Annotated in this window: 11 protein-coding genes and 2 tRNA genes; 4 read left to right on the top strand and 9 right to left on the bottom strand. The window is 32.4% G+C overall.

Going from position 1 to position 12,705, the window contains the following annotated elements; genetic code table 11:
* Positions 1-15 precede the first annotated feature (15 nt).
* The 6 genes from DM444_RS05040 to DM444_RS05015 form a co-directional block, all read right to left on the bottom strand.
* Entirely contained in the window at positions 16-2,259 is a 2,244-nt protein-coding gene (locus DM444_RS05040; RefSeq protein WP_111284618.1) for a M1 family metallopeptidase, read from the bottom strand.
* Between the two features lie 65 nt (positions 2,260-2,324).
* Positions 2,325-2,831, bottom strand: a complete 507-nt coding sequence (locus DM444_RS05035; RefSeq protein WP_111284616.1) for a DUF6702 family protein — start codon at positions 2,829-2,831, stop codon at positions 2,325-2,327.
* Entirely contained in the window at positions 2,828-3,583 is a 756-nt protein-coding gene (locus DM444_RS05030; RefSeq protein ID WP_111284614.1) for a hypothetical protein, read from the bottom strand. The genes DM444_RS05035 and DM444_RS05030 overlap by 4 nt, the downstream gene beginning before the upstream one ends.
* Complete coding sequence (locus DM444_RS05025; protein WP_239455589.1) at positions 3,573-4,202, bottom strand: carboxypeptidase-like regulatory domain-containing protein; 630 nt, start codon at positions 4,200-4,202, stop codon at positions 3,573-3,575. The genes DM444_RS05030 and DM444_RS05025 overlap by 11 nt, the downstream gene beginning before the upstream one ends.
* A gap of 85 nt (positions 4,203-4,287) precedes the next feature.
* The gene (locus DM444_RS05020; protein WP_239455587.1) at positions 4,288-5,055 is read right to left on the bottom strand and encodes a carboxypeptidase-like regulatory domain-containing protein; all 768 of its coding nucleotides are present in this window, start codon (positions 5,053-5,055) and stop codon (positions 4,288-4,290) included.
* A complete protein-coding gene (locus DM444_RS05015) occupies positions 5,042-5,809 on the bottom strand; it encodes a carboxypeptidase-like regulatory domain-containing protein (protein ID WP_111284610.1) in 768 nt (255 codons plus the stop codon). The genes DM444_RS05020 and DM444_RS05015 overlap by 14 nt, the downstream gene beginning before the upstream one ends.
* Before the next feature lie 166 nt (positions 5,810-5,975).
* Here DM444_RS05015 and pepE point away from each other — a divergent pair, with 166 nt between their 5' ends.
* Positions 5,976-6,683, top strand: a complete 708-nt coding sequence (pepE, locus tag DM444_RS05010; protein WP_111284608.1) for a dipeptidase PepE — start codon at positions 5,976-5,978, stop codon at positions 6,681-6,683.
* Positions 6,684-6,762: 79 nt separating this feature from the next.
* Here pepE and DM444_RS05005 read toward each other — a convergent pair.
* Both DM444_RS05005 and DM444_RS05000 read right to left on the bottom strand, forming a co-directional pair.
* Positions 6,763-6,835 (bottom strand) — tRNA-Gly (locus DM444_RS05005).
* 98 nt (positions 6,836-6,933) lie between these two features.
* Positions 6,934-7,006: transfer RNA gene (locus DM444_RS05000), tRNA-Gly, on the bottom strand.
* 135 nt (positions 7,007-7,141) lie between these two features.
* Between DM444_RS05000 and DM444_RS04995 the strand changes: the two genes are divergently transcribed.
* Both DM444_RS04995 and DM444_RS04990 read left to right on the top strand, forming a co-directional pair.
* On the top strand, positions 7,142-7,579 hold the full coding sequence (locus tag DM444_RS04995; RefSeq protein ID WP_111284606.1) for a GNAT family N-acetyltransferase: 438 nt from the start codon (positions 7,142-7,144) through the stop codon (positions 7,577-7,579).
* A 1-nt stretch (position 7,580) separates the two neighbouring features.
* Entirely contained in the window at positions 7,581-9,164 is a 1,584-nt protein-coding gene (locus DM444_RS04990) for a L,D-transpeptidase family protein (RefSeq protein WP_111284604.1), read from the top strand.
* On the opposite strand, the gene DM444_RS04985 is transcribed toward DM444_RS04990, so the two are convergent.
* Positions 9,153-9,878 (bottom strand): murein L,D-transpeptidase catalytic domain family protein, encoded by a 726-nt coding sequence (locus DM444_RS04985; protein WP_111284602.1) that lies wholly within the window; start codon positions 9,876-9,878, stop codon positions 9,153-9,155. The genes DM444_RS04990 and DM444_RS04985 overlap by 12 nt on opposite strands.
* Before the next feature lie 290 nt (positions 9,879-10,168).
* On the opposite strand from DM444_RS04985, the gene DM444_RS04980 reads away from it, so the two are divergent.
* Positions 10,169-12,598: a DUF5916 domain-containing protein gene (locus tag DM444_RS04980; protein WP_111284600.1), complete on the top strand. Its 2,430-nt coding sequence runs from the start codon at positions 10,169-10,171 to the stop codon at positions 12,596-12,598.
* The last annotated feature ends 107 nt before the right edge of the window (positions 12,599-12,705 follow it).

Genomic DNA, 12,705 nt, shown 5'->3' with positions numbered 1-12,705 from the left:
TCATTTTGTATTTTCTTAGTCAAATTTTGACTTTGTTTCTACTTTTGGCCAAGAGTTATTGGTTACATCAATATCTGCCGTCATCAATTGAGGATCTATCTGAATACTCTTAATTGCTTTTGTAGTAGCATAAACTTTTCTAGCCGTATCATTACTTTTTCTCCAGATTTGTGCTGGATATTTGTAATTGTCTTTAGAACCATCTTCATAAGTGATCTCAACTAAAATAGGCATAATCATTCCGCCTGGCTTATTAAATTCTACCTCGTAAAAGTATTTAGGAGATTTAATAGAAGCTTTTTCTTCAGCAGTAAAAGTCTGATCTACGTAATCTGCCAAAGTTTTAAATTCTTCTACTTTTAAGGCTTTTTTCTTAGAATCACTTACTTCTGCATTATCTCCAGAAACCAAGTAAACGAAAGGTCCTTTTTCATATCCAAAACGTCCTTTTCTAACTTTGATATCTTTAATATCTGCAGTTGGCGTTTCTGAAACATAATATTGTTTTACATCTTTAATTCCGATATCTACGAAATCTGTTGAGTAGAACCAACCTCTCCAAAACCAATCTAAATCTACTGCCGAAGCATCTTCCATTGTTCTAAAAAAATCTTCTGGGGTTGGATGCTTAAACTTCCATCTGTTTGCATAAGTTCTAAATGCATGGTCGAATAATTCTCTTCCCATAACCACTTCTCTTAAAATATTAAGACCTGTAGCTGGTTTCCCGTAAGCATTATTTCCAAACTGGTGAATCGTTTCTGAATTCGACATAATCGGCTCTAAAAACTTTTGGTCACCGCTCATGTAAGGAACAATATTTTTTGCTGGTCCTCTTCTTGAAGGGAAATTTGAATCTAATTCTTGTTCAGCTAAATATTCTAAGAATGAATTTAAACCTTCGTCCATCCAAGTCCACTGGCGCTCGTCAGAGTTTACAATCATTGGAAAGAAAGTATGTCCAACTTCGTGGATAATTACACCAATCATTCCGTTTTTAACTTCTTTGCTTGTTACGCCATTTTCGTCAGGACGACCATAATTCCAGCAAATCATTGGATATTCCATCCCTTGATCTTCAGCTGAAACTGAAACTGCTTTTGGGTAAGGATAATCAAAAGTATGAGCAGAATAACTTTTTAAAGTATGCGCTACAACCATTGTAGAAGTTTCACCCCAAAGCGGATTTGATTCTTTTGGATAAACAGATTCTGCCATAACAGTTCTATCTCCAATTTTCACAGCCATTGCATCATAAATGAATTTTCTTGAAGAAGCAATTCCAAAGTCACGAACATTCTTAGCACTGAATTTCCAAGTTTTTTTCTTTTCAGAGAAACCTTTTTCTGCTGCTTCTGCTTCTGCTTGTGTTACAATTACAACAGGTTTATCAAAAGATTTTTGAGCCTCTTGGTATCTTTTTACTTGTTCAGCCGTAAACACTTCGCTTCTGTTCATTAATTCTCCCGTAGCATCAATTACGTGATCTGCAGGAACTGTAATATTTACATCAAAGTTTCCGAAAGGAAGAGCAAACTCTCCGCTTCCCCAAAACTGCATATTTTGCCATCCTTCAACATCATTGTAAACCGCCATTCTTGGATAGAATTGTGCAATTACATATAATTTGTTGCCGTCTTTCTCAAATAATTCATATCCAGAACGACCGCCTTCTTTTCTGTAATTATTGATATTATACCACCATTTGATTGAAAAAGAAATTTTCTCTTTTGGTTTTAATGGCGAAGTCAAGTTAATACGCATCATTGTTTCGTTGATCGTATAAGACAATGCATTTCCTTTAGCATCTTTTACTTGTTCAATATTAAAACCACGCTCTAAGTCTTTTTTCAAATATTTAGAAGAAAATCCTTCAAGAGGCAAAACCTGACTAATTTTATCACTTTCTGCTAATGAAGTTTGTGTATTTGCTTTTGCCTGATTTTGATCCAATTGTACCCATAAATATTCTAAACTATCTGGCGAATTATTAGTATAAGTAATCGTTTCAGATCCGCTTAATCTTGAATTTTTATCATCCAATTCAACATCAATTTTATAATCTGCTTGTTGTTGGTAATAAGCTGGACCTGGTGCTCCAGAAGCTGTACGAAACATATTTGGAGTTGCCAGCAAATCATACATCTGGCTAAACTTATTGGTATCGTATTTTCCCTGCTGTCTTGTAGGCGTGGTTGCTGCTTTCTCCTGCGCGATTAACATTGCAGGAAAAAGTAATAATAATGAAAGTTTTTTCATAAAAATCTAATGGTAATTTCTCAGGGCGTGAAAATAGTAATTTAAACACTAATTTTGCGGATTCGTTAATACTTTAACAATTCTTTCCTTGAAGATTCTGTAAAAAGCACGCTTCTTTTGGTATCAAATGCTGAAATATGTGTAATGTTTTGCTGTTCTGCATTCCAATCCACTAAAATAGTATTCGAAATTTCAAGCGTCTTAAATTTATCTATATCCTTAATTCTTGAGTAACAAACCAAAACGTCACCTGCCTCTACTTCTTTAGACAAAAAAGTTATGGCTTTTGACTGTCCGTTTACTTTGATTAAAAAATGTTCCGACAAGTATTTTTTCAATAATTCAACATCTGCTGGAGTTTCTTTGCTTGTACCCACAAATGCTTTTTTGTGATACTTTTTCTCCATTGCATTATTCAAATCATCAATAAAAATGCGGGAAGTAATTTGTAGCATCTTTTTCTCCGCTGCATAATTGACCTGAAAAACCCCAACATAAAATTTATGAAAAGTAAATGCTGAAGACAATACAAACAAAACTGCCAGCAAACAGTAAATTAATTTATTTTTCATTTTTGAATAGCAGGAGCTTTCTTAAATTCTTTATTCTTGTTAACCATAAAATCTATTAACTGAAATTTTTGATCAGGATCGACCAAAAGTTTTGAATGCGGATCATTTGAACAGTACATTAAAAACAATTCAATTTCATCGTCTTTAAGATTCAATGTTTTGGTATAAAAATCTTTTGTAAAATTGTCTTTAGCATATTCTACAAAAGCAATATCTGTAACTTCTTCTTCTTTCACATCTTCTTTCTTGCTCAGCAGTTTTTTGACATCTTTAAAAATACGAACAAAGTCCATTCCGTATTTAATAGTTTGATCTGAGAGCATTGCTTTATTTTCAGGAGAAGACAGTTTATCATCTTCAAACTGCATATCTACAATTCCTTGCGATCCGCCTCCCAGCGCCTTAACTTTTAATTCTTTTTGAACAACAACCTCTTTTAACTGATTATTTACTAAATCCAATTTTATTTTAAACAAAATTTCAGCGCAGTCTTTCTCCGTTAAAACAATTTTTTTTGATTGAAATGCTAAACCAGAAAACAGCAAAGTATCTTTTGGCCGAGCCATGATATCAAATAAACCGCCTGAACCGATAAATGTTCTGACATTTGCATTAATATTCATTACATAACCACTTTCTATGGCTAAAAAATCATTTAAAACCTGACCGTGCAATGGCTTTCTTGAACCGTTTTGTCCTAATACAATTTGACAAAATAAGCAGACAACGAGTACTCCTAATTTATTTTTCATTTTCGAGAATTGTTAAATATTTTCTTGCTAAATCTGTGATCAAAAACATACTCATTGTTTTGTTTTTAGTATTCAAAGATACAGCAAAATCAGCATCATCTACACAAAATAATTGAAATCCTTTTATATCATCAACAGGAATTCTTAATCTTTGCGTGTAATAATTCTCTTCAAAAAGATATTCCAACTTTCTAAAAAGAGCCTCCTTTTTCTCGACATTTACTTCTTTCTTCAACATGGCAGTTCTTCCCGAAATAGCATTTAACAGCTTATCAACAGAGGTTGAAGTTGCAGTATAAACTTTTCGTTCTGCTGGCGTATATTTTTTTTGTCCGTACGGAATAATTCCTAAATTTTCTGCAGTTATGTTAGCATTTTCATTAACAACCACTTCTTTTAATTCGACTTCTTTTGCCGTCATTTTAACAACCAGCACATTTGGAGAAATATCTTCTAAAGCAATTCTTCGTTTAACTGGTTCTAAGTTTACAGCAGAAAAAACTAAAACATCTCCTTCTTTTACAGCAATTGAAAAGCCACCATCAGAATCAGAAACAGTTGCTGCTTGAGTGTTGTTATTAATAATATTCACCCCTTCAATTGGAGTGGATTGCTCCATAACCTTTCCAACTAAATGCTTGTAGTCGCTTTTTTGTCCAAAACTAAGTTGAACAAAAATCAAAAAAACAATAATTGATATTACTTTACTTATTTTCACCTGCAATTATTTCTTTATACTTTACAGCCAATTCCCCTAAAAGAAATTCTGTTGAAGTTTTATTTTTTGAATTCATAGTTGCACAGAAACTTTCATTTTCAACTGCATAAAACTTAAATTCATTTATATTTTCTTTGGGTATACTTAAGCGCTCAACAAAATAAACCTCATCAAACAAATAACCTAATCTCTCAAAATTCTTTTCCTTTTTCTCGATTTCAACATTTGCTTTTAACCGCTTCGTTCTCCCATTTATTTTATTTATCAGAGGATCAAGTTGCATTGAACCTCCCAAAAGTCCAAGCAACATGACAGGTTTGAAATCTCCAGCTGTTGCCAATTGCCTTTCTGCCTGCGTATATTTTTTTTGCCCTCGCGGAATAATTCCTAAATTTTCTGCAGTGATAGCTGTATTATCATTTACAATGACTTCTTTTAACGCTACTTCTTCTGCATTCATTTTAATCATCAGCGACTCAGAATGCATATCATCAGATGTAATTATTCTTTTAACAGGATTCAAACCTACAGAAGAAAAAAGCAAAACTTCACCTTCTTTTACATCAATAGCAAAATTACCTTCTGCATCTGAAATTACAGCAATTTCCGTAATACTGTTAACAATATTAACACCTTCAACTGGATTAGACATTTCCATCACCCTACCATACAATCGTTTAGCTTCTGTTTGCCCAAAATTATTTTGAGCAAAAAACAGAAAAAAAACAGCTGATATGGTTTTACTTGTTTTCACCCGAAAGCATCTCTTTATACTTCACCGCCAGTTCTCCTAAAAGAAATTCTGTTGAAGTTTTATTTTTTGAATTTAAAATAATAGTAAATTTTTCATTTTCGATTGCATAATACTCAAATCCTTTTACATATTCTGCTGGAATTTTCAATCGGTCAATAAAATGATCCAGACTAAACATATTCTCCAACAGCCTCATAAAAAACTCTTTCTTTTCGACTGCAACTTCTTTTTTAAGCATTGCCGTTCTTCCTGAGAAGAAATTCAGTAAAGGATCTGCAGAAATAGAACCACCAACCATACCACCTCCATTAGCCGTTGCATTAAGAGCCGTTGCAGTTTCCAATTTTCGTTCTGCAGCACTATATTTCTTTTGCCCAGCTGGAATTATCCCTAATTTTTCGGCATTAATATTATCATATTTTTTCACCACAACTTCTTGCAATTGATACATGACCATACTAAGATTTACCATGAAATTAAGGTTTGAAAAATCTTCAGATTTCAGCAAAATTCTTTTTTCCTTAAAACTAATCGAAGAAAAAACCAGGATATCATCTGCTTTTGCCAAAATCGAAAAAGATCCCGAAGCATCAGTTGTTACAGTCTCTTCCGTTTGTGCGTTAATGACATAAACACCTTCTAAATCTGAGGTATTCGAAACTACTTTACCACTTAAAATAGCACGATCCTGAGTTTGAGACAAGCAAGTCTGTCCCGCTAAAACAATTAAAAAACAAGTAATTTTCTGAAACAAAATGAAATAAATTAAAAATATCCTTAAAAGGGTAAAAATATCCTAATATGATCCAAATTAAGTATTAACGAGTTGGTAAAAATATGTTAATTAAAATGATAAATTTTTAGACAAAAGAGAGAGTTTTTAATACCTTTAACAAACAAAATTTTGAGTTAAAAAAATCATGAAAAGCGTTATTATTGCAAGCACTTCTACATTACACGGAGGCAACTATTTAGAATATCTTTTACCTACTTTAGAATCGCATTTTAAAAACTGCAAAACAATCCTATTTATTCCTTATGCACGTCCAAGTGGAATTTCGCACGATGAATATACACAAAAGGCAGCAGAAACATTTGCAACGATTAATATTGATGTTAAGGGAATTCATGAATTTGAAAATCCGCAAGACGCAGTAAAAAATGCAGAAGGAATTTTTACAGGCGGAGGAAACACATTTTTACTAGTAACCCAGCTTTACAAAAACAACGTTATGCAGTTGCTTTCTGAAACTGTAAAAAACGGCACTCCCTATTTAGGATCAAGCGCAGGAAGTAATATTTGCGGTTTGTCAATACAAACTACAAACGACATGCCTATTGTTTATCCTCCAAGCTTTCAAACTTTAGGATTAATTCCTTTCAATTTAAATCCACATTATCTGGATGCTGATTTGCAATCTAAACACATGGGAGAAACTCGCGAAACTAGAATTAAAGAATTTCATGCATTCAATTCAATTCCGGTTTTAGGTTTAAGAGAAGGAAGCTGGTTGGAAGTTAAAGATGAAAAAATTACCCTAAAAGGAGATTTGAAAGCTCGTTTGTTTAGACAAAATCAAGATCCGTTGGAATTAGAAACAGAAAGCGACTTGAGCGATTTAAAGTAAAATTTCAATATTTTAAATTGGAATTTACATTTTAGAATAAAAACAAAAAAGCCTTAAACAATGTTTGAGGCTTTTGAAGAGCGAAAGACGAGGCTCGAACTCGCGACAACCAGCTTGGAAGGCTGGAGCTCTACCAACTGAGCTACTTTCGCATTAACCGGGTGCAAATTTAAAAATTTTAATTTTAAAAACAAATAAAAATTAAAAATTTTATTTTCACAAAAACAAAACTAAAAAGTTTGTTTTCTAGAGCGAAAGACGAGGCTCGAACTCGCGACAACCAGCTTGGAAGGCTGGAGCTCTACCAACTGAGCTACTTTCGCATTGGTTGTGCAAATATAGAAAGAAAGTTCAGTTAAAAACAAGCTTTTCGGCAAAAAAAATTAATAAAAAACAACATTAATTTATAACTTATTTAAAATTAAAAAGTTATAAATGCAATATTTTTAAAAAAAATTATGATCACAATTAAAGAAATTACGTCAAAAGAGACTTATGCAGTTCGTCAACCGGTTTTAAGAAAAGGAAAACCTATAGAAAGCTGCATATTTGAAGGCGATGATTTAGAAACAACTCATCATTTTGGATTATTTGAAAATGAAGATTTAATAGGAATTATTTCGTTATTTGATAAAATCAACACTATATTTGCCGAAAAAAATCAAGCCCAAATTCGAGGGATGGCTGTTTTAGAAACGCATCAAAAAAAGGGATTTGGAGAAGCTTTAGTTAGACATTGCGAAACCTACTGCAATGATAATCAAGTTGATTTGATTTGGTTTAACGCCAGAACAGCCGCTGTAGGCTTTTATCAAAAAATGAATTACCAGCCCCAAGGTGAAGCATTTGATATTAAAGATGTTGGCGAACATTATTTGATGTTTAAAAAATTATAATATGAAAAAATTCTACTCTATAGTAGTAATATGCATTCTTGTGGGCTGTAAAAAAGACATTCCCAAACCTATTCCTGTTGCCAAAAAGAAGGTGCCAGAAATTATACTTACTGATGAAAGAAAAGTTGAAATAGACACTGCAACAATAAGCACTTTTAAGAGCGAAACTTTAAAAGAATTTTATATCGCATCTGAAAACCAAACTGTTTGGGGAAATCTTAAAAAAAGAAAATTCGTTTTATCTCAATTAGAAAATTCAAGCAACTTAGGCTTAGAACCTGAAGATTACAAAACTTCTCAGCTGAAAAAATTTGAAAGTAAAATTGGCAAGCTTAACGATAAAGATTTAGCAACTTATGATATTTTGCTTACTTATAATTTCGAAAAATATTTAAGCCATTTATATAAAGGCAAACTAGATCCTAAAAAAATTTACAGCAATTGGGATTTGGATGAAAAGACATTTGATGTAAATAATGTTTTGATTAAGGCTTTCAACAGAGACAAGTTAGATAGTATTGTCGAAAATATTCAGCCGAAAACACAAACTTACAAAGAGTTGCTAAAAGCGCTGGAAATCATCAATACATTTCCAGATGATGATATAAAAACCATTGAATCTGCTGATAAAATTGTTTTAAAAGATACCAATCCTGCTTTAATAAACATTAAAAAAAGGCTTTTGTATTGGAATGATATGACTGGAAAAGATAGTCTTACTAAGATTTATGACCAAAAAACTTTTGAATCGGTTAAAAGGTTTCAGGAAAGGCACGGTTTAGCTGCAGATGGAGTTATCGGAGCAGGAACAATAAGCGCTTTGAACTATTCTAAAGAAAGTAGAAAAAAACAAATTATTGCCAATTTGGAACGCTGGAGATGGTATCCTTCTGAATTGGCCGAAAATTATTTCATCATCAACATCCCTGATTACAGCTTAAATGTAGTTGAAAATCAAGACACTACTTTGGTTCGAAATGTTGTTGTAGGAACGATTAAAAGAAGAACACCTATTATTACCTCTTTCTTAAAAACAGTCGTTTTTAATCCGACTTGGACTGTTCCTCCGACAATTTTAAAAGAAGATGTGGTACCGGCAATGAAACGCAATCGAAGTTATTTGGCTAAGAAGAACATTACCATTTATGACACATCTGGAAACGAAGTAGATCCAGTTAAATGGAATGAAAATAAACCAAACAATTATCGTTATGTACAAAGTCCAGGCTATAATAATTCGTTGGGTTTAATGAAAATTTTGTTCCCAAACCATCATAGCGTTTATTTGCACGACACCAATCACCGTAATATTTTTGGACGAAACAATCGTTCTATGAGTTCTGGATGCGTTCGTGTTGAAAATCCGTTGGAACTTGCACAGCATATTTTGGATGTTGATGGAAACTGGCCTCAAGATAGAATTGACACTATTATTGCCAGTAAGAAAACGATGAGTTTTAAAATCACTAAAAAATATGCATTATATCAATGGTACTGGACAGCATGGAGCAAAAAAAATCAGCTCCTTTTTAGAGCTGATATTTATAATCTAGATTCGGATTTATATGCCCAATTACGAAATTAGTCTTTCCTCCATCGAGAAACTTCTTGATGGATGATAGATATATAAACACGATTTGTCTTTTATCAATTGAATAATGTCGTTTGTCAATTCAACTGGAACTGCAGGACAGCCTTGGCTTCTGCCTAATCTTTTATGATCTCTAATGAAAGATTCAGATACATAGTCTGCGCCGTGCATAACAACGCCTCTTTCGCGAGCATTGTCATTTACGCCGTTTTCTAAACCATCTAAACGCAAAGAAGCGCCATGTTTCCCTTGATAAATTTCACCAGTCGCATAAAAACCTAAACTGCTTTTAAATGATGAATTAAGATTTGAAAATGCTGAAGCAAATTCTTCTCCAGTATTTCTTCCGTGAGCTACAAGCGAATTAAACAAAATTGTATTGCTAGTTAAATCAATCACCCACAAACGTTTAGTGTTTGATGACAAACTAAAATCAATTAATGTTAAGATATTTTTCTTGATCACTCCTCTTTCTTTCAACAAATAAAATCCCTTTAAAGCTTCCGAAAAAGTTTTAAGTTCAGGCATTTTAAAGTTGTTCGAATTTAATGAATTATAAACGCTCTCGATTTTGGAATCAACTGCAACTTTTTCGACTTTGGCAATCGTCTTTACAGTGGCGTTTTTTTTAAGATCAGCAGTGTTTTTCGAATCTTTTCCAAAAGACAATAGCAAAAACACAAATAACGGATAAATTTTGTAAATCATTGAATTTCTTTAGGTTAAACAAAAAATTTGGGTATCGCAAAATTATAAAAAAATCACGCCTTGCAAAATACATCCCTGATTTTCAGGCTTTTTTTGCTTAAACTTTAACATTATTAACATAAATATGCTTTTTCTGTAAGATTTTATCTTATAGTTAAATTCATAACATTTAAGCCATTTTTCTTAAAAAAAGCAGAACAAAATGGAAATCTTGAAACTAAAAGTGTAACAAGTAGAATAAATTTTAGTCTATTATTTCTATAAAAAAACCTATTTCGCATAAAAAATCAATGAAAAGAATCATTTTCTTCAGTTTTCTATTATCCACTTTGTGGAGTTATGGCCAGAAAAAATCACTTCAGGCACAATTAACTTCGCAATCTATTTCTATTGATGGAAAATTAGACGAACCTGCATGGGAAAATGTGCCAATTGCTACCAATTTTGTTATGCTTGAACCAGATAACGGAAAAGCAATTCCAAACGAAAAACGTACTGAAATTAAAGTCTTATATAATAATGACGCTATATACATAGGTGCGATGATGTATGATGATGAACCTTCTAAGATCTTAAAAGAAATTTCTCAGCGTGATAATTTTGGAACAGCAGATCTTTTTGGTGTTTTCATAAACGGTTTCAATGACGGACAGCAGGATTTTATGTTTTACGTTTCTGCAGCCGATGTTCAGGGAGATTGCATTATGACCGATGCAAACGGAGAAGATTATTCATGGGATGCTGTTTGGATTAGTAAAGCAGCTTTGGCAGAAAACGGATGGATTGTAGAAATGAAAATTCCTTATTCTGCTTTACGTTTTTCTGCTGAAAACAAACAAACTTGGGGAATTAATTTCTTTAGGGAGATTAAGCGTGAACGTTTTAAATATACATGGAATTTTGTCGACCAAAAAATTGGAACTTTTACGCAACAGACGGGAACTTTAGAAGGAATTGAAAACATCAAACCTCCTACTCGATTGTTTTTTATGCCTTACGCTTCTTACTATTTGAATGCTGCTGAAGGACAAAAAACATATGGAACAATGAAAGGCGGAATGGATATTAAATATGGTATAACAGATGCTTTTACAATTGATGCTATTTTAATTCCAGACTTTGGACAAACAAAATATGACGATCAGATTTTAAATCTTGGTCCTTTTGAACAGCAGTTTAACGAAAACAGAGCTTTCTTTACCGAAGGAACAGATTTGTTCAGTAAAGGAAATATGTTTTATTCCCGAAGAATTGGTGGCGCTCCATCAATCGATCCTTCACTAAATGAAAATGAAGAAATTACCGAATTGCCAGCCGCTGTAAATTTGGTTAATGCTCTAAAATTATCAGGAAGAACCAAAGATGGTCTTGGAATTGGGATTTTAAACGCTGTAACCGAAAAGACTTTTGCTACAATAAAAAATAACGAAAACGGAGAAACGAGACGTGTAATTGTTGAGCCTCTTACCAATTATAATGTTTTAGTTTTAGATCAGCGTTTTCGCAAAAACTCATCGGTTACTTTTATCAATACCAATGTGACTCGAAATGGTCATACTAGAGATGCAAATGTTACTGGTTTGGCATGGGATTTAAACACCAAAGCGAATACTTATAGCTTATTTGGAAATGTAAAATACAGCCATATTAATGATTATCAAGATAAAAATGGTTTTTATTCGACAGTAAGTTTGGCCGAAACCAGTGGAAATTATAGATATAGTATTGGTTCTGATTTTGTAACGAAAGATTTTGACCCAAATGATCTTGGAATTAATTTCTATACCAATTATTATAATTTTTATGGAAATGCCAATTATAGAATTCTAAATCCGACCAAAAAGTTCAACACTTTTAGAATCAACTATAATATGTATACCGAATTCAATAAAGAATCTGGAAAATTACAAGACAATAATATAAATGCGAATTTAAATTTAACTACGGTAAAAAACAATTATTACGGAACTGGAATTACTTTTTATCCGTTAGAAACTTATGATTATTATGAACCGCGTGCCGAAAATAGATATGTTGCGATTCCGAGAAGAATAGAAACTTGGGGAAGTATTTCTACCAACTATAATCATAAATTTGCGATTGATTTAAATGGTACATTTAATGTCTTTGATGAATCTGAAAGAATTACTTATGGTTTTGATATTGGCCCAAGATACCGTTTTAGCGACAAACTTTTATTGACTTATTTCTTTAGTTATTTTAGAAAGAACAACAACAAAGGTTACATCGATCAAATTGATGACGACAGCAACTCATCGACTCCAAACGAAATCATTTTTGCCAATAGAAACGTTATTACTTATTCCAATACTTTAGGCGGCAAATATGCTATAAATAGCACTATGACTATAAATCTGGCAGTTCGTCAATATTGGTCTTATGCCGATAATAAAGATATTTTATCATTAGAACCAAACGGAAATCTAAGCCCTTATCCGCAGTACACTGATAATAAAAATTCAAGTTTTTATTCTTGGAATGCCGATTTATCTTATTCTTGGTGGTTTGCACCCGGAAGTCAGCTTTCTGCTTTGTATCGAAATAATGCTTCTAATTTTGAAAGAGTTATTGATAAAGATTTCAGACACAATGTTTCAGGACTTTTAAATAATGATGCTTTAAAACACATATTTTCTATAAGTGTAAAATATTTTATTGACTATAATGCTGTCAAAAATAAAGTCAGAAAGCGCGCTTAGCGTGAATTAATTTTAAAAAATAAAGGCTTCTGCAATTAAATTAATATTTTTTATCTCTCTTCATTTTATTAAATATAAATGTAACAATCGTTTCTTGCCTATTTTAG

This window comes from Flavobacterium ginsenosidimutans, from assembly GCF_003254625.1.
Taxonomy (GTDB): Bacteria; Bacteroidota; Bacteroidia; order Flavobacteriales; family Flavobacteriaceae; genus Flavobacterium; species Flavobacterium ginsenosidimutans.
This window is presented reverse-complemented; position numbering and strand designations above follow the sequence as displayed.

Coding starts and splice junctions, on each gene's coding strand:
- DM444_RS04985 (WP_111284602.1), bottom strand. CDS start 9,878: ATGATTTACAAAATTTATCCGTTATTTGTGTTTTTGCTATTGTCTTTT.
- DM444_RS05035 (WP_111284616.1), bottom strand. CDS start 2,831: ATGAAAAATAAATTAATTTACTGTTTGCTGGCAGTTTTGTTTGTATTG.
- DM444_RS04980 (WP_111284600.1), top strand. CDS start 10,169: ATGAAAAGAATCATTTTCTTCAGTTTTCTATTATCCACTTTGTGGAGT.
- DM444_RS05030 (WP_111284614.1), bottom strand. CDS start 3,583: ATGAAAAATAAATTAGGAGTACTCGTTGTCTGCTTATTTTGTCAAATT.
- DM444_RS04995 (WP_111284606.1), top strand. CDS start 7,142: ATGATCACAATTAAAGAAATTACGTCAAAAGAGACTTATGCAGTTCGT.
- pepE (WP_111284608.1), top strand. CDS start 5,976: ATGAAAAGCGTTATTATTGCAAGCACTTCTACATTACACGGAGGCAAC.
- DM444_RS04990 (WP_111284604.1), top strand. CDS start 7,581: ATGAAAAAATTCTACTCTATAGTAGTAATATGCATTCTTGTGGGCTGT.
- DM444_RS05040 (WP_111284618.1), bottom strand. CDS start 2,259: ATGAAAAAACTTTCATTATTATTACTTTTTCCTGCAATGTTAATCGCG.
- DM444_RS05025 (WP_239455589.1), bottom strand. CDS start 4,202: ATGGAGCAATCCACTCCAATTGAAGGGGTGAATATTATTAATAACAAC.